Annotated in this window: 19 protein-coding genes; all 19 read right to left on the reverse strand. The window is 38.6% G+C overall.

Features of this window, described 5'->3' with window-relative positions:
• Nucleotides 1-96 precede the first annotated feature (96 nt).
• Nucleotides 97-567 carry a hypothetical protein gene (locus tag H6G74_RS06415; protein ID WP_190966888.1) on the reverse strand — a complete coding sequence of 157 codons (471 nt, stop codon included), beginning with the start codon at nt 565-567 and terminating at the stop codon, nt 97-99.
• 20 nt (nt 568-587) lie between these two features.
• A complete protein-coding gene (locus H6G74_RS06420; protein ID WP_190966889.1) occupies nt 588-1,898 on the reverse strand; it encodes a glycosyltransferase in 1,311 nt (436 codons plus the stop codon).
• Between the two features lie 211 nt (nt 1,899-2,109).
• Nucleotides 2,110-3,138 (reverse strand): glycosyltransferase, encoded by a 1,029-nt coding sequence (locus tag H6G74_RS06425; RefSeq protein ID WP_190966890.1) that lies wholly within the window; start codon nt 3,136-3,138, stop codon nt 2,110-2,112.
• A 235-nt stretch (nt 3,139-3,373) separates the two neighbouring features.
• Nucleotides 3,374-4,432, reverse strand: a complete 1,059-nt coding sequence (locus tag H6G74_RS06430; RefSeq protein ID WP_190966891.1) for an exostosin domain-containing protein — start codon at nt 4,430-4,432, stop codon at nt 3,374-3,376.
• Between the two features lie 39 nt (nt 4,433-4,471).
• Complete coding sequence (locus H6G74_RS06435; protein ID WP_190966892.1) at nt 4,472-5,698, reverse strand: hypothetical protein; 1,227 nt, start codon at nt 5,696-5,698, stop codon at nt 4,472-4,474.
• Nucleotides 5,695-6,981: a glycosyltransferase family 4 protein gene (locus tag H6G74_RS06440; RefSeq protein ID WP_190966893.1), complete on the reverse strand. Its 1,287-nt coding sequence runs from the start codon at nt 6,979-6,981 to the stop codon at nt 5,695-5,697. The genes H6G74_RS06435 and H6G74_RS06440 overlap by 4 nt, the downstream gene beginning before the upstream one ends.
• Nucleotides 6,982-7,081: 100 nt before the next feature.
• Nucleotides 7,082-8,113, reverse strand: coding sequence for a glycosyltransferase family 2 protein (locus tag H6G74_RS06445; RefSeq protein WP_190966894.1), 1,032 nt, complete (start codon nt 8,111-8,113; stop codon nt 7,082-7,084).
• A 32-nt stretch (nt 8,114-8,145) separates the two neighbouring features.
• Complete coding sequence (locus H6G74_RS06450; protein WP_190966895.1) at nt 8,146-9,129, reverse strand: glycosyl transferase; 984 nt, start codon at nt 9,127-9,129, stop codon at nt 8,146-8,148.
• 12 nt (nt 9,130-9,141) lie between these two features.
• The gene (locus H6G74_RS06455; RefSeq protein ID WP_190966896.1) at nt 9,142-10,164 is read right to left on the reverse strand and encodes a glycosyltransferase family 2 protein; all 1,023 of its coding nucleotides are present in this window, start codon (nt 10,162-10,164) and stop codon (nt 9,142-9,144) included.
• Nucleotides 10,165-10,482: 318 nt separating this feature from the next.
• On the reverse strand, nt 10,483-11,826 hold the full coding sequence (locus tag H6G74_RS06460; RefSeq protein ID WP_190966897.1) for a hypothetical protein: 1,344 nt from the start codon (nt 11,824-11,826) through the stop codon (nt 10,483-10,485).
• 244 nt (nt 11,827-12,070) lie between these two features.
• A complete protein-coding gene (locus tag H6G74_RS06465; RefSeq protein WP_190966898.1) occupies nt 12,071-12,409 on the reverse strand; it encodes a DMT family transporter in 339 nt (112 codons plus the stop codon).
• 62 nt (nt 12,410-12,471) lie between these two features.
• Nucleotides 12,472-13,101 (reverse strand): YqeG family HAD IIIA-type phosphatase, encoded by a 630-nt coding sequence (locus H6G74_RS06470; RefSeq protein ID WP_190966899.1) that lies wholly within the window; start codon nt 13,099-13,101, stop codon nt 12,472-12,474.
• Nucleotides 13,102-13,119: 18 nt separating this feature from the next.
• Nucleotides 13,120-14,103: a decaprenyl-phosphate phosphoribosyltransferase gene (locus H6G74_RS06475; RefSeq protein ID WP_190966900.1), complete on the reverse strand. Its 984-nt coding sequence runs from the start codon at nt 14,101-14,103 to the stop codon at nt 13,120-13,122.
• A gap of 248 nt (nt 14,104-14,351) precedes the next feature.
• Entirely contained in the window at nt 14,352-15,296 is a 945-nt protein-coding gene (locus H6G74_RS06480) for a glycosyltransferase (protein ID WP_190966901.1), read from the reverse strand.
• Nucleotides 15,293-15,859 carry an acyltransferase gene (locus tag H6G74_RS31470; protein ID WP_190966902.1) on the reverse strand — a complete coding sequence of 189 codons (567 nt, stop codon included), beginning with the start codon at nt 15,857-15,859 and terminating at the stop codon, nt 15,293-15,295. Before H6G74_RS31470 ends, H6G74_RS06480 begins: the two co-directional genes overlap by 4 nt.
• Nucleotides 15,860-16,828, reverse strand: a complete 969-nt coding sequence (locus tag H6G74_RS06490) for a glycosyltransferase family 8 protein (RefSeq protein WP_190966903.1) — start codon at nt 16,826-16,828, stop codon at nt 15,860-15,862.
• A gap of 38 nt (nt 16,829-16,866) precedes the next feature.
• The gene (locus H6G74_RS06495; protein ID WP_190966904.1) at nt 16,867-18,177 is read right to left on the reverse strand and encodes a glycosyltransferase family 4 protein; all 1,311 of its coding nucleotides are present in this window, start codon (nt 18,175-18,177) and stop codon (nt 16,867-16,869) included.
• Between the two features lie 94 nt (nt 18,178-18,271).
• Nucleotides 18,272-19,915: a glycosyltransferase gene (locus tag H6G74_RS06500; protein WP_242051167.1), complete on the reverse strand. Its 1,644-nt coding sequence runs from the start codon at nt 19,913-19,915 to the stop codon at nt 18,272-18,274.
• Nucleotides 19,916-19,962: 47 nt separating this feature from the next.
• The gene (locus H6G74_RS06505; protein ID WP_190966905.1) at nt 19,963-20,922 is read right to left on the reverse strand and encodes a hypothetical protein; all 960 of its coding nucleotides are present in this window, start codon (nt 20,920-20,922) and stop codon (nt 19,963-19,965) included.
• Between the last annotated feature and the right edge of the window lie 4 nt (nt 20,923-20,926).

The following is a 20,926-nucleotide window of genomic DNA, read 5'->3' on the forward strand; positions in this document are numbered from 1 at the left end:
ATATTAGCTCAATTATCTTCTGAATTAGTATCCTCTTTGACCAGTTATGATTTCATCCTTGAAGCTCTTTTCCATCAAGCTTTATTCTATGCAGGTTCATAGAGAATTGGTATCACCTTTTTTGTTAGTTAAAAGTCGATAGTATTTAGGTGCGCGAGGAGGAGATTTGACAGATGAAAACCATACTGAAGTTCCCAGAATAAGATATCCAGCTACGGTTAAACTAGCAAATAAATGATTTTCTGGAGAGTAAGTTAAAACTGTGGGATGTTGAGTAACAAGAGGTAAGCCGTAAGTCCAAACGTGTGTTAAAGCAAAAAATGGAAATATAGGCATTCCCTTAGCACGACCTGAACACCACAGATAACTAGGCCACAAAGCTCCTGCCGTGATGATAACAGCTCCCAACTTACTTAAAGAGGGAGTATTTTCTACCATGAAAAGTTCATATATAACCAATCCTAAAGCAACTAGCCAAAATACCCTCAATAGTTGTTTCTGCCCTTTTTTTGGCAGAGAAGGTAAATATGCCCATTGTTGAGGAGTTGAATTGGCAAATTGATTCATATTGATGAATTTTGATGGTTTTATTGGGCAGTAGCAAGACAGTGATCAAAGATGGCACATTGCTTATGAGCCATTTCCTTAGCTGTATAAGGCTGAAAAGCTGACCAATCTGTATGGGGTTGAAATCCTTTATTAATAGATAGTAACCAATTTAGTTGTATAATTACCGAGGATACTAAAGTTTCAGGCTGTTGTTGGGAAGTAAAAGTGACAGCTTGACCTGCTTGACAATTACGCAAGATATCAACTACAGAACTCTGGTGATGGAATATCGCCAAAATAGGTTTACCGGCTAAGATGCAGGGGTAGAGTTTTGAGGCTGTATAGTCGGGATCATCTGAGCCAATTAAGACTATAGCGTCGCTATCAACAAGAACTTGTAGTGCTTTAAAATAAGGAATGCGATGGGGATGTTCGCTGACTAAATCTGCAATTCCTAGTTCTTGCGCTATTGGTTCTATGGTTTTCACTGCTAGATTACCAGGAGCATAGCTAGTACCAACAAAGTGCAACTGCACAGACTGCCAAATTTCTGGGTTCTGGCGACGGTGTGACTGAATAGCTAAAAATAAAGACCGCACAGCCACAGCCATATCATCGCCGCCTCGACCCACATATACCCAATGGCGCTTACCGTCATTGGGATTAAATATTTTTTGATTAATATTCAATGCAGCAAGTGCGGCAAAATCTGGTTCAGGCGCACCAAAAGGTAGGACTGTAAACTGTTGTGGTTGTAAATGGGGATAGCGTTGTTGGAGGGTTTTGGCATATGCTGGGGAAACGCTAATTACATGAGCTACTTTACTTAATGCCTTTGGTTCTAATAGTTTTGCTTGGAGTTGAGAAAATCCATATTTGAAGTGTCCTCCTGGTGGCAAATTTTGTGTTTGTTTGTAATAGTCACTCAGCCAAGGGTCTTGAAAGTCGAGGACGTAAGGGACTTGGAAGCGATCGCACCATCTCCGACCCAGCGCCATTGTGATAAATATAGTTGTGGAGAAGTAGACTAAATCAAATTTATGTTCACGCAGTAGGCGATCGCCTGCTTGGAGTACGTAAGGATAGCATCGTAGTCCCAAACTACCCATCCCAATACGTCGAGTTTGCTGAACTGGTAATGCGCCTGTATGGGTAATGGGAATATGGGGGGGAACTGTTTTTACTAGGTTGGGTTCTTGTACGCCTTCTACACAATCTGGACGTACTGTAAGAATATGTGCTTCCCAGCCGAATTGTTCTATGTAGGGTAAGGACATTCGCACCCGTTGGTGGTCTGGGGCGTTAATTGGCGGAAAATGGGGACTGACGATTAGGACTTTACGCTTCATAAATAACGGGGGTTTTACACATCACGCCGATAAAGCTAACGCAGAGGCGCAAAAAAGAACGCAAAACAATAACTTATTTATGCAAGAGGTCTATTACACTTCATTCAAGTAGGAAGAGTCCGTTAGTGTGGATGGGCTATTCGCTAGGAGAATAGATTTTACCTTGTTGCTCAAGGTGGTAACAGCCATAAATAAATTGAGCGAGTTTTAACTAAAATACAAGACTAGAATAAAGTTTTTCATACTGGTCTAAAATTACAGAGGCTGAAAAACATTGTTCAGCCCTTTGACGACACTGATAACGATCAATATTAGACAACTGATGAACAGCCGCAACTGCTTCATCAATACTGTTAATTAAGTAACCATCAATACCTTGTCTAACAATTTCTGGTAATGCTCCTCTGGGACAAGATATTACAGGAGTGCCACAAGCTAGAGCTTCGGCAAAAACAATTCCGAATGGTTCCTCCCATTCTATGGGTACAATCATTGCCGCAGCTTTTCCTAGAAGTTCATTTTTCTGCACATCATTGACAGCACCGACATACTCGATACCCTCTTTCCCTAGATGAGGAACAATTTCTTCCTCCCAATATTGACCAGCTTCGCCAGTTGTACTATAGTTACCAGCTATGAGTAATTTGCGTCCGGTTTTTTTGGCGATCGCGATCGCTGTATGCGCTCCTTTAATTCGCTCCACTCTACTGAGAAATACCAAGGGTGCATCGGGAGCTACTTGTGGTTGGAAGGTGTACTTTTCTATTTCCACGCAGTTGTGAATGGGATGCCAAACTCCTCCCGCCGTCCTGCCAATGCTACAAATATAATCACTACAACCCGTAAAAGTCAGAGAACCTTGAGCCAGTTTACCACCCCAGCTAGTGGTGCGAAGACTGGGATTTCTTTGATAAGACATAATCTTGGGTAGGCGTGAAGGTAACAGAGGTAACAAGTAGAGGATACGTGAAAAACTATGGATAATATCTGGCTGAAACTCCTGTACTGCTGACCGTAGGGTGATTGTATTTCTTACTGCATCAACTTTGTTTTGCGATCGCTTTCCCGGCCAGCTAAAAGATTTATTTGCAGGTGATGTTGAATCAGCGTGAGCAACAAGTCCAACAGTGTGACCACGAGCTTGTAATCCTGTCACAAGTAAATCAACTATACGTTCAATTCCTCCATATAATTTTGGTGGAACTGGTAATTCTGGATCAGCTGTTAGCAGGATTTTCATTAGCTTTAGTTTGGCTATAGTTGTTTAATGTCGCTAGTCATCTAAAGGTTTCGCAACTAATCTTTAAAATAAAACGAGCTATTGGAATTGAAATTTATCGAATTATTTATCAATTGATGATTGACAATTGTTTCATTCAAATCTTAGAACTTCTCATTTCAATAAGAAAATGAAAAATTTCTCTTCTCAAATCCTCTCACTTCCTTCTGAGAGCAAATTGTTAATTTTCAATTTTTTAAACCTTACGTTTGCTGGTAACTTCTTGGATATCTGCTAAATTGTGGAAATTGTCTAGCATCCGTAAAATATTTTTACAAACTCCTTCTAAAGTGAAAAATTTTGAGTATAGTTCTGCCATTAGTTGCTGTTTTCTGAAAATATCCTCTTGGGAATGGGCATAAACCAATTGGGGTATTTTATCTAAATCTTTAATATTCACACTAATAGCAATTTCCGACCAATCCAAAACATCTTGATAGGGCAACCATTCCATATCATCCCAAATATAAATTGGAATTGACCCAACACTAATAGCCTCATATAATCGAAAACTAGTTCTACCCAAGCCGCGTGGGCAAAGTGTAAATGTAGATTTTTCCATGATGCTGCGCCAATTAGCACCCTGCCCAAAATAGGCAAAATCTCTCAAATTATCATACATTTGTTGCCGCAAATTACCTGTATTACTAGCTCCATCTAATCTACCCATAAAAGAAACTAATATTTCTTTAGGTGGGCATTGGAACTGTGGACTACCTTTAAGTAAAGGAATGGCAATATCACCATTCCCATTCGCACTGAATACCAATACATTTTTAGGAAATTGATGCCAATCCCAAATGGGGTGATCATACATTCCTAGAATAGTAAAATATATTTTGTCAGGATGGATAGATTTTTGTGTGATTTGTAGCAACTGGCCATAAATATACTCAAACTGTCTAGGCGTATATTTATGCACTTGACTATGAAAAAAAAAGCTGTCAAATAAAATTGGCAGATAGGTAATGTGGCTACTTATATTATTCTTGACCCAGTATTCATGAAAAAAGCCTTCTATCCAAGGGCCTTGATAGCCTTGATATTTATAAGGTGGGTCTTGTAAGCAAGATGGGACTCTGACAATTGAATTATAATCATCTTCAGATAAATGCTTATTAAGCTGCTGAATTTGCCAATTGTTGATGACACGCTGCAACCAAAATGAAGCCAAACGTAATCTTGATTTTATTGGTTGATTTGATATCTTTTGCTCAAATTCTTTTGAATAGTTAAGTAAAATATCAGAGTTCATAATTTTAATTGTTTATCTATTAATTACTTATGAATATAATTATGCTAAAACTCTATCAATTAAATGTAAAAATTTTTGTTTTTCTACGTCCCAATTATAAAATCTTCTGCCTAATTCCCAAGCTTTAACACGAGCTTGCTGAAATTTATCTGGGTGAGAAAACCAATCATCTAAAGCAATGGCGATTGTTGTTGGTTCTTCAATATTTACTAATAAAGCTGCTGCTTTTAATTGTTGATAAATCTCTTCTTGGGCAGGCGTTTTGCTGATCAGTAGGGGTATTCCTGCTAAAAGATAGGTAAAAATTTTATTTGTTAAACAAATGGCGCGATTTAGAGGTTGAGTTAATTCTAGGCACAGTCCCATATCGTGAGGGGCGGCTAGGCGTACCATTTCTGATGGGGGTGCAGGGGGAAGGATGTGGAGGCGATCGCCTACACCTACTTTTTGCCCTAATGCCATCAGCTGTTCTGAGTATTCAGCCGCTAGAAGACCACGGAGATGCAGGTGTACAGGAGTCTGCATTTGCCCCATTGCCTGGACAATTGATTCAATTCCTCTACCAGGGCCAATAGTTTGGGAAAACCAGTAGAGTGAGGGTTCTGAGGCTTGGGGCTGATTGGGTGATGTGGGTGCTTCTGAGAGGGGACAGACATTGAGAATTGGTTCCATATGAACGCTGTAGCGTTTGGCATAGGCGGCGGCAATTCCTGGTGAAGCAGCAGTTAAATGTTGACAACGAGGTAAAAAGGTGCGTTCGATGCGATCGCGCACGGCAATTTCTCCCTGATACTCTGGTGTATCAGGTAACTCACCAGTATGGAAATCCTCAGCATCAAAACCTAACTTAGCACGGTGACGCTCGGCAGCTATAGCGGCGGCAGGGAGTGCAGCTAAATTATGAGCAATGTAGAGGTCAGCAGGTTCCACCACCGCCGCCTTGGCCAGCTGAAAACTGACTAAACTATGCGCCCAAATTGCCATTGATATGTCAGGAATCCAACCAGTTTTGGCAATACGTCGAGCCACATCTTGCCAAAGCCGACGCGCTAAATAACTCGGTTTTGAGCCTAACCCCACCTGCACCCAAGCCCAAGGAGCCTCTGATAAGATAGTTTGATCTAAAGGGCGGATGGCCGCCATGTAATCACCAGCAACCACCCTGACTTGAAAACCTGCTTCATGTAAAGCATTAGCTTCTTTCACCAATCGCGGGTTAGAAGCAACGTGACCAGGGCTAACTAGACATATCCGTTGCTGTTTCATAGATTGTAGCCAGCCGCTTTTAATCCATCTAACAACTTTTCAATCAAAGTGCGACGATAATCAGACCACTGCCAATTAGCCGCAGTTTCTAGTGCCGCTTGTCGCATAGCTTTGAGTTCTTGTCTATGGGTCAAACACCATTCCAGGGCTTCGGCTAAAGCGTCAACATCGCCGGCGGGAATAATCAATCCGTTAACTCCATGTTTTACCAAGTCAGCCGCACCAGCCCGGTTCGTAGTAATCACGGGTAATCCTTGAGCAAATGCTTCCGTCACCACCATACCGAAGCCATCGCACAAGGTCGGGAAAACCAGCACATCAGCTTGACGATAGAGTTCGTACAGTTCACGATGGGGAACAGTGCCAGAAATTTTAATTTCCTTTGGTAAATCATTCACCAAAGCACTAGGTAATTCTAAAGCACCATAAACATCCAGATGAGCGATAGGATTGGGCTGAAGTTTTTGCCAAGCTTTCAGTAAATAATGCGCCCCTTTGCGAACGCCAAATGTGCCTGCCCAAAGAAAGCGCAGAGGTTCTGTTTGCGAACTACCCAAGGAAACTTCACTTGTAATTGGCGGCGCACCATAAGGTACAACTCTAACTTTTTCTACATCTAAACCAGCAGCAGCATAGGAAGCTTTGGTAAATTCTGAATTGGCAATCACAACATCAGCTAACTGCCATTCTTGCCTACGCCACTGAGTACGCTGTTCTTGCAGAGCCAAAACATATTTCCAGTAGGGAGTATTCAATTCTGGAAAATCTTTAATCTCTTCATTTAGCAAATTTGTCACATAATCATGCTCTGGCGCAGGCACATCATAAATACAAGCCATATTATGCTTTTTCGCCGCTTGAAAGGTTTTCACACAAGCTGTTTCGTAACTATACACAGCTTTAGCTCCTACTAGCGCCGAACGCGCCACCCAATTGTCAAAACCTTTGTTACCCCAATGAAATACAACATCTGTCAGTCTTTTATCTTTATCTAAGCGTCCTACTAACAGACGAATTACTTCATGCAAAGGGTAATCCTTGACTAAGGATAAAGGAAATTCAGTTACGGAACGCCGTGATAACTGTTTATCTAAATCAAACTTTAATAACTTGGCGAGTGGTTGAAGATAATTTAACCATTGAGCATCAGGTCGATAAACAAATGTAGTTGTAAATTGACCTAACATTCCTTCTTCAAACAATGCTCTACCAACTTGCTGCACAAAAGGAGTAGGCGCAGGATGGGAGAGAGTAATTGATGGGTAAGATTTTGTGTCCAGCATTTAGCATTTATTTAATTAAATAATATAAAAAACTTTTAATTGCCAATGGAATTTCGTGGCTAAATAAATCATTTATCAATTATTATTTTAGCCGCAAATACTACATTTTAGTCTCTTTTAATAGGTATAAGCTTCTTTCATATAACTTGGAAAATTTCCAACCCAAAGCAGCTTTTGCGTATCCATATTGATAGAAAAATCTTTGCATTTTTTTGGCTTTTTGCCAGCCTAAACAAGAGGATAACAGTTGAAACATCGGCCCTCCTGATGCTTGCAAGTCAGAACCACCGAATTGTTTAACTTTGTCCTCTGCTTTTTTTAAGATATCAGGTACGTCAGGATAAACTTCATAAATGAAGCGTTGAAACACCGTTGCACAAGCGTGACGTGTACGTGGGCTGTCTTCTTGAGCTAACAAGTTACTTGTGCCAAGCTCCAAAGCTAAAAAAGCTGAGTCCCAAGCTCGACGAGATTTTGAACCACTTAGGCTAGTAGTGTTACCGGATCTATAGTAGGTTTTAGCACCCTGACAAAACTTAACTCCTTGGCTATTTAATAATATGCGGCTGAAGTAGTCAAAATCATTAATCAACGATAACCGTTCGTCCCAATTTCCTGCTCGTTCAGCAATTGAGCGGGGAATTAGCCAAGCTGCTCCGTGCATCATCAGATGATTTTCCCAAGCACAAACTAACCAGTCAACTGGTGACATATCCACCCAAAGAGGTTGGGGAATAAACAAAGCTTCATCAGGAGATGTATAAAATCTCGCCCATTCTCCTGACGCGACAAATTCAGAACTGCAATCATCCAAAAGCCGAATTTGTTGCTCAATTTTGTCAGGTGCTAACAAATCATCTGCATCTAAATACTCAATAAAATCTCCTTGAGCTTCTTGGAAGGCACGATTTTCAGATGCACTTTGTCCCCTATTTTCTTGACTGATGACTTTAACTTTAGAAGAGGCAAAACTCTTAGCTATTGCCAGAGTATTATCTGTTGAACCATCATCTACAATAATAATTTCTGTGTTTTGCCATGTTTGAGACAAAGTAGATTCTATGGTTTCTGCCAGCCATGCTTCTACATTAAAAGCAGGTATGAGGATTGAAACTAGAGGTTGTTTACTCATAATTAATCATGAATAAATTAAATTTAATCAGTTTATGTAGAAGATAGAATATGCTTCCAGCCATAGCGAAAATACCATGATTTAGATTCTGATACATAGTGATGTAGCACCGCTTTGGGCTGAATGACTTCTGCTTGATTTGGCAGAACAACGTAATCTGTAGCTGGAGCAACAGTACAAGGTTGGCTAGACATTAACATTGCTATCAACGCCTGTTCTTGATAATAGTGAGTCCCCTGTTGCTCAATCATAGTTTTACACCAATACTCTAACTTTTCCCAGTTGATATCCTCACTGTTTAATCCGCAAATTCCTACATTCAACCGCTCTGGAATTTCTGCTTGGGCTAGGGAAGACATCAAGGAATGAGAATAACCATAGGATGTCTCTACATCTACCATGTGGCATGGTTGCTGAGGCGATTTGAGCCACTCTATTAATAAATCTGGCGGATGGAAAAACAACATATCAGAGTCAAGTACCAGTTTCCATCCTTGCGAGCCAATATGAATATCTGTTAATTTCTTCAGGTTAGGATAATTGAGACGACGTTCTCTGAGATAGGGGAATTTACTTTGTGGTAAATATTGCTCTAGGCGTTCTTCAACTTCCGAAAGCAGAATAATTTCAGCGTGAGGAAAAATTCGCTTAATCTTGTTTTGATATTGCTGTTCTAAAGAACCATCATCATAAATAATTGGACGCAATATCAGATTTGTATGTTGTTGCATTGAGTAGACACAAAAACAGGTTTGATACCAAAACTTACGTCCACTCAAAAAGTAAATATCTAAAAATGGTGCTGATGTTTGGACTGCAACTGTAGGCAGTTTATCAGCAGCAGCTTCCATTTGGAGACGTGACCAATAATCAATGGTCATATTGATACTTCCCTGACGGGAGATTTTTTCTAAAAATCCCTTGGGAGCATAGTATAATTTGTAGGCGATAGCACCCAGTTGCCATTTTTTAGCTAACTGGCGAATATGCTGCTTATAAGTAACATTAAATATCATTTAACTAATTATTTAAATATTATCTATACTAGAAACTTTATTGCTCAATTCTTGTCTGCTAATTGTCTGAATTTTTGCATAATCAGGCCTTTGTAAATACCGCAAAATGAATGCGGCATTACGCACACCTAAGAGTTTGGCTAGAATTTGAAAGTTTTTACCACCTAAGTTTTGTAAATCTCCTTTTGGGGATTCTTTCCAAATACTCCACATTTTTTTTTCAAAATCTAAATTAAAATTTTTGGGTAATTTGCGCCAAGAGATTAAGGCACATTCACCTACTAATCTACGTGCTTCTAACGTAGATTCATTAACTGGACAGTTTTTTGAAAATGCCAACATTAATGCTAAAGAAGCAACACCTAAGTTTTCCCAATGATTTGTATATCTTTCACCTTCATGCTCTCCATAAACACAGTAATAACCATTAAGTTTAGTTATCTTAGCAGGGTAAGCTGCTAGATTGTAATAAAGCCAAACATCCCCAACTGAATCATAAAGACGATTGGCAGATACTAAAGGCTTTGTCAAATATTTATCTAAATAACTCTTTTTGTAGATTGGGTTACTGGGTAATGGTTGTACTTGCAAATAAAATCTAGCTGATTCTTGAACTGTTGATAAAACACGCTTTGGTTTAAATACTAAATCAGTATAATTTCCTTGAAGTGTGGTTACAGCTTCGTCAGTATAGCAAACATCTGACTGAGTTTCTTCTATGTGCTTAATTTGAACTACTAATTTATCTGGATGGAGTAAGTCATCTGAATCAAGAAATAATACATATCTACCTTTTGCTTCTCTAAAACCACGGTTTCTAGCAACGATTGAACCTTGATTATTTTGACGAATAAAATTAATAGGCAAGCTAAGAAAATTCTGCAAATAATCTGATAAAGGTATTTGTGAGCCATCATCGACAACGATGATTTCTACAGTGAAATCTTGAATTGCACGCTGAACACTCTCCAGGGTGTATTTGAGTATTTCTATACGATTATAAGCAGGTATAATAATAGATAAATCAGGTAACATAGCTTAAATTTTCAATATCAAAAATTATGAAAAAACGAACCGTAAAGGGCGCATAGACGCTATGGCGGCTTCCCGCAGGGTAGGAAACGAAGTTCTGAGAGTCTGAGAGAGTTCTTGCGTAAGTCCTATTAAGAATAAAAAAAGTGAGTGGTTGATGTTTATTACCCCCTTCTGAGTTGGATTGGTTTTCAAGAGTTTTTCTCATCACACTTCTTGGAGAACAATTATTACTTTATCTTGCTTTGGTTCTTAACCGAGAAGTATTGCTACGGATAACTATTATTGGTTTGCTATTTTTGTGTTCTAAGAGATGAAAGTTCAATATGAAACGTGACGTGTGCTTCTTAACCAAGGATCAGATGGTCGATGCAGCATTTGTGATTGAACTTGGCTACGTGGTGTGCCGTGATTTAAAAAGTATTGGGTCGCTTGATGAAATTGCCCAGCATTATTTATTCCTGCACTAACAACGAGCATTCCTGCCAAAATCAAGGCTACTAGACGTGCCCGTGTCAAAGTGCTAAATGCCGCCAGTATGATTAATAAAGGAGCAAAATGGAGTGAAAAAAGAAAAGTCTCTTCTACTCCATAGACTAAATGGAGTAGTAACTGTCCCAGAAGTGAAAGCCCTAAAACAAGTCGGAATTTAGGATGCTTTTTAGTAGAAAGGTATCCCCAAATGCCCAAAGCTAACAGTGCCATCCATAATCCGACTGCTATAGATCCCCAGATACTGCCAGAACCAGGACTAGCAGCTTGGGAATACATGTATGGCCATTCTGGTAGTTTGATATTTTCACCTACCTTAATGGCTGGCATAACTATCGTATTTGAGAAAAAAGATTTGATTACTGTCAGATAATTATCCCCTGATTTCAATACCTTTATATATTCCTTTTCCTCTTTATCACCCAGAAAAAATATAGCGGTAGGGAATATATACTTTTCTACTCCCCACAATAGTGTGACTACAGCTAAGGCATTGATAGTGATTTGTAAGGATTGCTTCCAGCGATGATGAACTGCTGTTACTAGAATTCCTACAGTCCAATTAGTTATAGTAATACTAAGCGTTAAAGCACTAACTATCACATACCACAACGAAGAAAACAGGTAATTTTCTGCAAGGACAGCAAAGCCAAGTGCCAGTAAGATGCTTAACGAACCAAAAGAATAGGTTTCTGGAACAGTAAACCAAAATATAGCTGCTGCACTGATTGCTCCTAGAATACTAAATAGGGTTGCGTCAAATCGGCGGCATCCAAGCAATCTCAGTGTGATAAACAGACTACTCAGCCAAAGAGCAGCGACTACAGCAATAACTATCCTGACGGCTGTAACAGGCTCAAAGTTAAATGCTTTCTCTAATACTTTGACACCAGGGTATGCTAGTAGTGAAAATAGTGGATGCACCTTAAGACGATAATGATTGCTCAAACGAGAAGTCATGTTGTCGAAGACTCGCTGCATATCGCCACCAAACCAAACGTTAATAACTTTGGTAATTACAGGGTCAATCAACTGCGCGCCTAAGTAACATGCAACACCACCTAAAATTGCAAGTATAATGGCAGTTAAAACATCTATCCAATTTTGTCGAATCTGGAGATAGAGAAGGGATAAAATTGATTTAAAGTTAGGTATTGAACTCAACAGTTTCATAAAAAGCTGTTTTAAAAGTCTAAATTTGTTAAAATTTTTATGATTCGTCTGACTAGAAGACGAATCATGGCAAGAAATATAACCGTCTGCGATGTTTAAGTTAGCTGCTTCCTCTTAGACTTTGTGAGCTTGATTACAATATTCATCCACTTTTAAAACATGCTCTGAAATGCAAAACATCACAGCTAAGACTAAAAAATTACTGAGCCTAATTTTTAGTATTGTTGCTCATTTCACCGCCAAATTAATTACTTTTAGCTAAAGCAATCGCCCAAATACCACTCAAAATCAAACCTACTCCTAACCATTGGGGCATTGAAACTTTTTCCCTTAAAAAAACTGACCATACAATCGTAGTAGCAACAATTGTCAATCCTATAACTAGTGGATAAGCAACCGATAAATTTAATTTTCCTAAAACAACTACATAAAAAATCGTACTCAACCCATAGCTTAAAATACCTCCAAGTAAATAGATGTTCAAAGGATTTTGACCTGCTCCTAATTTCAACAGAGTTTGAGCCAATGTATTTAACCCTACCGTCATTAAAATCAGCAAACTAAAAACTAGCTGGTTGCTCATGATAAAAATTTATTCACTTTAGTAAGTTGAATAATTTAGTATTCTTTTATGAGAATAAGCAATTAGAAAAAACTTTCATAGTCAACATCAGGATCAAAGTTCCACAGTTCTTCTTCATCTGGATAAGGTCTTTGCACCCATCTACTTGCGAGTTTTTCCCACCATCTGGGCGGATGGGGCAAACTAGCAACTTGGATAAAGCGACACCCACACAGCCATGCTCCCATAAAGTCAGTATGCAAACTATCACCAATTACGACTACTTGTTTGGCAGGTAGCCGCATGTGAGCCATTGCATGACGAAATGCAAGGGGAAATGGCTTTTTGGCAGGACTGAGAGATGGAATATCGAGACGATGAGACCAAAATTTGACTCGATAGCGACGTTTTCCATTTGAGAGGATAAAAAATTGTAATCCGGCTAACTTTGCTTGTACAATCCAATCTTCTGCCCAAGAAGATAGGAAGCGATCATCTTCTGAAATAATAGTGTTGTCTAAATCAAGAATGATTCCTTTAATGCCACAAGTCTGAATTTGGTCAATTTCGATCTGAGCCAGTGTATGGACGTATTGTTGTAAGCTATTGCTTTTCTTCTTGAAACCTGGTTGCTTGCTTTCTTTAATGGACAAACACAGCCATGAGCCAAAAGTGCTGAACAGTTTTCTCAAAATAGTCGTGGGATGTCTCATCTACAAATCCTGCAATATTTATGCGATTATTCCTTGCTTGTTTAGCCAGAGAATTGTAAAGCAAGTAAGAATCCAACCCATAACAGTGACGAGAATCGGTAAGTCTTTCAATAACAATTCTTCGGGTCGCTCACTGCGTCCACCTTGCTCCAAATTATCGCTGTGATTGCCAATGTCATGAGGATCACTCAGAAGTTGATAGCGAAAAATACCATACAAAACAAACGGTAAGGTGACCAGCATCCAGGAGGTGGATGCCCCATGTAAGTAGGGACCAGCACTCCAAAGAGCGTAGGTGACAACTGTACCAGTGCTGACGACATTTTCCATACGATTCAGCAAGGGTAGGGAATAGCGTTTGAGTACAGCACGAGGTTTGTTACCTTTGATTTGTGTCAACCGCAATTCTGCTTTACGCTTTTCTACCCCCAAAAACAGTGCCAACATTGCCGTACAGAGTATAAACCATGCTGATAAAACAATGTCGGTTGCAGCAGCACCGGCCAAGGCACGCAGGACAAATCCGGTAGCGATCGCCCCAATGTCCAAAATCACCATCCGTTTGAGTCTCAGGTTATAGGCGATTTGCAACAAGGTGTATGCAGTGATGGTTGCACCTAACTGAGGCGATCTCAACCATCCGATACTCAGAGCGATGCCTAACAACGCCACTGCCATCCCTATTGCAACAGGGATTTTGACTAATTCAGCGGCAATTGGTCGGTGACATTTGATAGGATGTTGACGGTCAGATTCAACATCTGCGATGTCATTAATTAAGTAAAAACCACTTGATGCACAACAAAATAATATAAATGCTAATAGACTACCTATGAGTGATTGTAAGGTAATACTAAAGGCAAACAACGGTGCTGCAAACACTACCAAATTTTTTGTCCATTGTCGGGGTCGCAGAGCAGCTACATGAGATATTAATTTTTTAGAATTAGTCACTGCCACAGCTAAGGATTTGTTGGCAGGCGAAACACTACGATATCCCATAGATATTATTTCCTTCAGACAAGAAATTAAAGTAAAAATTTACTTAGGCTTAGGTCGTGGATAAATGAAAATACTAAGTTATGATCTACCTTCAGTAGACAAAGAATTTTCTAGAAGTTTTACTAGTCGTTTATTTGAGCTAAGAAACAAAAACTGATTTCCGAGTAATGAGTATTGAAATCTTTCCTAGGTTCACTTTTTTAGATATTTGACGAGTCTGAAGTGTATTCATAAGTATTTACAGTTGCTCATTTTAACATCCCTAAACCTTCAAACAGCCCACAAGCACCTTGCCACTGCACATAATTAGCAGGACTTTTCCAAGGCTGACAGCTAACGAAAGCCTTAGCTTTCCTCAAATGAACACTCCAACTAGCAATTTTTTTCCAAGGGCGAATATTGTGAGCGTCTAACACTTGTACCCAGGAACGGGAAGAAGAATAATTGAGTCGAGCCAGATAATCTTTTGTTAAGCGATTAATCGAAATTAGATGGGTAAGTTGTAGTTGGGGAAAATAACCAACAGCCCAACCAGCATCAAGCAAAGTTAGATTAATGTCGCAATCACCGCCAGATTGTAAACTCTTACCAGTACGGTCTAAACCTAATCTCAGATTATCGTTTAAGATACTGTTGACATAAAATTGTGCAGCTTTTTGTTGCAAGGCCATCCCTGCACCAATGGGTGCAAATTCAGGGTGTTGTTTCTCGTTATTGGGGTCTTGGTCGTACGCATAAATTTGCATCTCATCCCCTAAATCTCGCAATGCAAGACAACCCCAAAATTGTTTTACCCAAGGTTCGGGATCTGCTTCAAATTCTGGCAGAGATTTTCCACCAATTGCGCCTAAATTGGGATAGGTATGAAAAATGTTGATAGTGTCTTGAAGATAATTAGGACAGAGGACATTATCATCATCAACAAAAATTATATATTTTCCTTGGCTGGCTTGAATACCAGCAATTCTTGCTCTGGTTAATCCTAGACGCTCCTCACGAATAATTTGAGTATGAGGATGCCAAGAGAGGTCTAAATTGGCAAATACATCGGGATTGCTAGAAGCATTATCAATAATTAGTAACTGCCAATCACTATAAGATAAAGACTGCGATCGCAATCCATCTAAAGTTCTTTGCAGTCGAGTTAAATGAGGATTATGTGTAGGAATAATAACTGAAATTAGAGGATTCATATACGTGTTTTGATAACTTTTGCTGGAACACCTACAGCAATGGAATAAGGAGGTAAATCTTTAGTCACAACAGCGCCAGCACCAACAACACAACCATCGCCAATTGTGACTCCGCCTAAAACAGTAACTCCCGCACCTAACCAAACATCTTTACCTATGGTTGTTGGCATGAGAATATCTGGTTGCCAACGAATGTGATCGCATTCGTTAGGAACAGTATGATTGGAGGAAAGAATACGGCAGTGCATAGCAATTAGGGAATCTTGTCCAATAGTTACACCCCCATGACCATAAATTACGGCATAAGGCCCAATAAAAACATTATCTTTAATAGTGATACTTCCTCCCCAAGCGTGGAGAACTACTCCTTGTTCCAACTTTACATTTGATGATAGGGAAATTTTGCCAAAAGAGCCATTGGCAAATCCCAGACAAACCGAGATTTGCTGACTAATAGTGCAAGAGGAATCTAATTCTACACCACTTAATTTTAGATGAAGTTGCTGCCAAATGTTTATCAGTTTTTTCTGTTGTGTCAGGAGGCGGTTAAACAAAAGTAACATTTAAATGGGCTTGTTAGTTAAAAATTGAAATAGATGACGCAGTTTACTACCTACACCGAGACGATATCTAATTTGGGAAATTAAGCTGGGTTGCCCAATAGGCACTGTACCTTTCCAAGGTGTATGTTGAAGATATTTTTCATATTCATACTTGAATGGATGTTTACAAGCATAATGCCAAGGTTTAGCACTACCACCTCCTATAAAGTGAACAGTTGTTGGGTCAAGTTTAGCTGTTCGATAATTAAATCTTTCATACCTATCTTTGTATTCAGAAGATATTTGTACTTCTTGTCCATCCATAAAAACTTGTGAGTTCCATTGCAAATTTAGCGGCAACCAGGTATGACAAAGAAGTATATTGAGGACATCTTGATCCCACCATTGCAGTTTCTCAGGATTTTTTTGAATTAGTTCGCAACCTCGTTCAAAAATTTTATATTTACGCCAATAGTCCAGATTAATTAACATTAATCCAGAGTTAAAGTATAATGAATCCTTAGGCAAGTCTATTTTTTCTGGATAGTCATCCATACCTATGGCGATTGCGGCAGCATGACTCAATTCTTTAATATCTAATTTCCATAACTCAGCAATTGAGTGACGGAAGACTATATCTGAGTCTATATATAATACTTTTGTTAAAATTTCAGGTAACACCTCAGCTACTAATAGCCTAAAATAAGCAGCAATAGATACATGATGGCTGACTGGAGCATCTTTCAAATGATTTTTATTTATAGGTAGTAGAGAAAAATTATGCCCACTATTGCTTAAAAATTGTTTAAGTTTTTCAATTTTAAAAGAACTTAATTCATCTGTAATTACATAAATATTGAAATGCTGGTCTGGATTATTAGCAAACAATGATGTCAGCATAACACAGCAATGTTGTGCATACTCAGAATCTATAGTACAGACTACACTAATTAATGATTCATCTGTTGTTATTGAATTTTCTTTAATCATAAAAATCAAACTTCCAATAATTCTAAACTCAAGAATAACTATGTCTTTGCTCTAACTAAATTTTTTAGACTTGTTCTGATACCTAATTTACGATTAAGCAGCAAAGAAATAGGATTTTTTTCTATCATTCGTTTCCACATAAATTCTGTCTGTCGGCAATCAAAATAGCTATGTCCAGAATCAACAGGTGGTAAATCTAGTCTTTTCGGTATGGACAAGATTTTCTGATTTGCTTTTTTCTGCTCATATAATTGTGTGAATAAATCTATCCATTGCAAAGCACATAATTCAGTGGAATAAGCTGTTTCTATTTTTTGTCGGGCAGCTAATGATAAATTTTTCCATAATTCAGGTTGTGACTTTAACTGCCGTACGGCTTTAATAAAATCATCACCTCTATCACTAACCATTAGGCCTGTTATTTCATGTTCAACTAACTCTGGTATTCCACTCCGAATATCTAGGCAAATTGGCACTAAACCACAAGACATAGCTTCCAGTAGAGCTAATGGCAGCCCTTCATAGTCAGAAAGTAATACCATCACATGATGTTGAGATATAACTTTTATAATTTGTGAGTTATCAATTAGTCCACCCAGTTTAATTGGCACATTTTTTCCATATTCTGCCAATATTTTCTCTACATTTGGTTTAGCTGCACCTGAACCATAAATAGTAGCTTCAGTACCAGGAATTTCTTTTACTGCTCTACACAAAGCAAAAGTAACTTCAGATATCCTCTTTTGAGTTTCTTCCAATCTTCCAAAATAAATTAATTTGAGGTTATCTGTGGATAAAGAGGCAATGTTACTAGATATAGGTGTTCCACAAGGAATCTTTTGAAATTGTGTAGAGGTAAATGTCGATGTAGTTAATTTTGCTGTTTGCTGTGCAGATGCTAGTAAAAATTCAGATACTGATACTAGAGCTGAGAGTTGAAATTCAGGTCTTCCATAAACAAATTGTCTGATAATTCCGCGATATATTTCATCATCTGCGTGCAATACCCCAATTGTTGAAATTCCAGCCTCTTTAATCCAACGACTAGCTAAGTATGCTGGAATAATAATATTAGGAACAAATATATCTGTGGGATGCTCAAATAGGTTTTGTAAAATCCATCTGATTTTCTGTTCGGTGGAAGAAATCCATTTGTATACGAAGCATTTAATTCCTTGTTGATATAGGTCTTGATAACAAGGGCAATTATCTAATTTTTCTGGATAAGTAAAAAATAAAACATTTATTTCAACATTGTGTTTTTGCAGAATTGGCAATAGCTGACGTAACCATGAATTAGGTCCTCCTGTAAAATTAGGATCATCATAAGTACAAAATGTAACTTTCATAGTTTTTTACCTATTGACAATTCATAAGATGCTATTAATCAGATGAATAAAATACTTTATATATTGTTGTAGTAATTATTGATAGTTATCACTATCAAGTTTTTAGGCGCAAACTTCGATACAGGACGTAAAACCATTCAGGTAGTAATAGCCTAAATTGACCAAACAATCCCAATTGATTATGAAAACCATGCTTTTTGACCAATTTTAACCAGTGGTATAAGCGTTGTTCCAGTGGCATAATTGTCATATAAGACTGGATTAAATAGTCAAGATCAAAATTGTTGTTCCCTTGAATGCTGGGTATCAAAATATCTGGCTCACCCAGAAACATTTGATCAATTGGCTTGAAAGGCGCAGTTATCTTAGGCAAAGTAGCAGCACGCAAGTATAGATTTTCCAGAAAACGCTGCCAATTGTTGCCTAAATGTGTTTGTGCAATTTTTTGGCTGGTTAGTTGCCCTAATGATAACCTCAATGTTTGATCTTCAATTAGGCGGGAGAGAATTGCTGTGTACTCTTCTAAATTGCCCGCCAGTATTAAATTACCAGTCAATCCTGGCATTTTAGCACCAAATATAGTCGCAGCATCAGAATATGGATAGCGACTCACTAAAGGGATACCATAGCTTCCAGCTTCTAGCAGAGATGTAGTTGAAACTAAAGGAAATGAGTCAACATAAATATCGGCAGCCTGGTAAAAGACAGCAGTATCTTCCCGCTCTGGGTATACAATAATTCTTCCTTGTGTTTGGTCGATCGCTGTTCCCCAATCCTCTCTATTTCCAGCCCCAACCACTATTAATATTGATTTTTCATGCTTTTTCAGCAATTCAACATGAGCATCAGCATAACTTATGCCATTAATTGTTTTATATTTAAGTGATCTGGCTACAGAGAGTAATACTATATGATCTTCAGCTATCCCTAGTTGTTTTTTTGCCTCTGCTTGTGAAAGCTGTCTGTAATTAGGTGCCAAAATTGTAGGTAAGAGTACATTTCGTTGAGGATCAATACCCCTACGCTGCTGTGATACTTGCATACCAGACTCACGTAGATTAGCTACAACATCGCTAATACCAGCTCCCAACCAAAATGCATGGTCGGCATGATCTAAGAAAATAATTGGTGGAGACTGTTGTTGATTAGCAAAAGCAATCATCGGAATTACATCATAGTTATGTATATGCAGCACAACTAAATCTGCTGCTGCTGCAACTTCCCATAATTTTTTTGCCCATGAAATAATGCTGCCTCTTGTCTGGTTAAGCTTGTATATCTTGCCTCCACTATTGATGACTGCATCTGTAATAAATTTCGGGAGCTGTTTCTGTGGCTGTCTGGTTAAGGCTAAAGAATGGTTGCGATCGCTGTCTTGCTGAATCCAGCGCCCAATCATCTGAGAATGTCCACCAATTGATTGTACAGAGGTTGCAACATGGAGTATGTTTTTGATTTCTTCAGGCAATGATGTGTTCTTTCTTTGGTGACATTGTGATGGTATAACTTTTTTACCAATATCAAGCAAGATTTGTTCTAACTCTTGGCTGACAAAAAGGCCGCAATGTTTCCAAGCAGCATAACAAGCTGCCATTTCTCCATATACAGCTCCAGCTTCATACTTACCTTTTTGGGTACAATCTTTTGCTTGTGCTACAAGTTGGCAAAAAACATTAAAGTTCTGAGGAATTTGGCGACAGCCTTCTTCTCGCCAAAGGCTGAATGTATCGTTAGGCATAGTTTGTATCATACTCTCTATTGTTGACACTCCGAGCGCCTAAAGGCTTAAAGCGAGAACACAAACTTCTCTGCGGCAAACTCCCTGAATCTTTTCAGAATGCCACTTTTTATATCCACTGTACATAAAGCATTTTTGCCACTTTTGTCAGCAACAAGAGCATACAATTGCCCAGAAGTAGAAAAATTTAAGTCTTTAACATCGTTAGAGAGAGGAATACCTTCAAAGGTTAATGGAGCTATTCTCTTAATTTTTACCTTGCCGGTCATTATAGCTTTCTCCTGCAAGTTCATTGAGATTAAAATCGGAAAACCTTCGGAGCCGATTTCCGTTGCAAAAATATTTCCTTGATTATCTTGACATAGATTGGCAAATCGATGACCAGCAGGCAGTGGAGGTAGGTCTAGATCGTTGCTAGACAGAATTTTACCAGTTCTAAAATCGATTATTTTAAAAGTAAAAGGCGGAATACCCTCAATCCCTACTATGCACAAAAGTTGATTTTTCGGCAGACGTAACAAGCTTTCAATAGTCTGATTTGGTGTTTCTAAATCTAGGATTTTTTTGGCTTTGAATTGAGGGTTCTTAACACTACCAACAGTATAAATGAGATGGTTAAAATCTCCATCCCTCGTATGGGAAACTGTAGAGATGACTACATTCCCATCTCCAAGTGCTGCCAATTTCGTAATCCGGTTAGAGTCACCAGTAAAGAAAGCCCGATATTTTTTCCGTACAGACAAGGGATTATCTACAAACTGAGCTTGTATATTTTTTTTAGAAACTAGTCTTCCAGTTCCCATCTCAGTCAGGTTTAGATCCACTGAGGGAGTTTGGTCTTCACGATTTAGAGCATTTGATACACTAGGAAGGCTGACTCCACAAAGAATCTCCTGACTTTTACTGTTATTTTGAGCGATCGCCTTACTAGAAAGATCGGCAAGAATAGTAGTTGTCAAACTAGCAGCAGCCAGTTGACCAAATTGTCGGCGTTTTAAAGGTGACATGGAT

It is taken from the genome of Nostoc spongiaeforme FACHB-130 (assembly GCF_014698475.1).
GTDB lineage: Bacteria > Cyanobacteriota > Cyanobacteriia > Cyanobacteriales > Nostocaceae > Nostoc_B > Nostoc_B spongiaeforme.

What these genes read in the sequence shown, in the direction of transcription:
- H6G74_RS06415 (WP_190966888.1), bottom strand. Translation starts at nt 567, where the DNA reads ATGAATCAATTTGCCAATTCAACTCCTCAACAATGGGCATATTTACCT.
- H6G74_RS06420 (WP_190966889.1), bottom strand. Translation starts at nt 1,898, where the DNA reads ATGAAGCGTAAAGTCCTAATCGTCAGTCCCCATTTTCCGCCAATTAAC.
- H6G74_RS06425 (WP_190966890.1), bottom strand. Translation starts at nt 3,138, where the DNA reads ATGAAAATCCTGCTAACAGCTGATCCAGAATTACCAGTTCCACCAAAA.
- H6G74_RS06430 (WP_190966891.1), bottom strand. Translation starts at nt 4,432, where the DNA reads ATGAACTCTGATATTTTACTTAACTATTCAAAAGAATTTGAGCAAAAG.
- H6G74_RS06435 (WP_190966892.1), bottom strand. Translation starts at nt 5,698, where the DNA reads ATGAAACAGCAACGGATATGTCTAGTTAGCCCTGGTCACGTTGCTTCT.
- H6G74_RS06440 (WP_190966893.1), bottom strand. Translation starts at nt 6,981, where the DNA reads ATGCTGGACACAAAATCTTACCCATCAATTACTCTCTCCCATCCTGCG.
- H6G74_RS06445 (WP_190966894.1), bottom strand. Translation starts at nt 8,113, where the DNA reads ATGAGTAAACAACCTCTAGTTTCAATCCTCATACCTGCTTTTAATGTA.
- H6G74_RS06450 (WP_190966895.1), bottom strand. Translation starts at nt 9,129, where the DNA reads ATGATATTTAATGTTACTTATAAGCAGCATATTCGCCAGTTAGCTAAA.
- H6G74_RS06455 (WP_190966896.1), bottom strand. Translation starts at nt 10,164, where the DNA reads ATGTTACCTGATTTATCTATTATTATACCTGCTTATAATCGTATAGAA.
- H6G74_RS06460 (WP_190966897.1), bottom strand. Translation starts at nt 11,826, where the DNA reads ATGAAACTGTTGAGTTCAATACCTAACTTTAAATCAATTTTATCCCTT.
- H6G74_RS06465 (WP_190966898.1), bottom strand. Translation starts at nt 12,409, where the DNA reads ATGAGCAACCAGCTAGTTTTTAGTTTGCTGATTTTAATGACGGTAGGG.
- H6G74_RS06470 (WP_190966899.1), bottom strand. Translation starts at nt 13,101, where the DNA reads ATGAGACATCCCACGACTATTTTGAGAAAACTGTTCAGCACTTTTGGC.
- H6G74_RS06475 (WP_190966900.1), bottom strand. Translation starts at nt 14,103, where the DNA reads ATGGGATATCGTAGTGTTTCGCCTGCCAACAAATCCTTAGCTGTGGCA.
- H6G74_RS06480 (WP_190966901.1), bottom strand. Translation starts at nt 15,296, where the DNA reads ATGAATCCTCTAATTTCAGTTATTATTCCTACACATAATCCTCATTTA.
- H6G74_RS31470 (WP_190966902.1), bottom strand. Translation starts at nt 15,859, where the DNA reads ATGTTACTTTTGTTTAACCGCCTCCTGACACAACAGAAAAAACTGATA.
- H6G74_RS06490 (WP_190966903.1), bottom strand. Translation starts at nt 16,828, where the DNA reads ATGATTAAAGAAAATTCAATAACAACAGATGAATCATTAATTAGTGTA.
- H6G74_RS06495 (WP_190966904.1), bottom strand. Translation starts at nt 18,177, where the DNA reads ATGAAAGTTACATTTTGTACTTATGATGATCCTAATTTTACAGGAGGA.
- H6G74_RS06500 (WP_242051167.1), bottom strand. Translation starts at nt 19,915, where the DNA reads ATGCCTAACGATACATTCAGCCTTTGGCGAGAAGAAGGCTGTCGCCAA.
- H6G74_RS06505 (WP_190966905.1), bottom strand. Translation starts at nt 20,922, where the DNA reads ATGTCACCTTTAAAACGCCGACAATTTGGTCAACTGGCTGCTGCTAGT.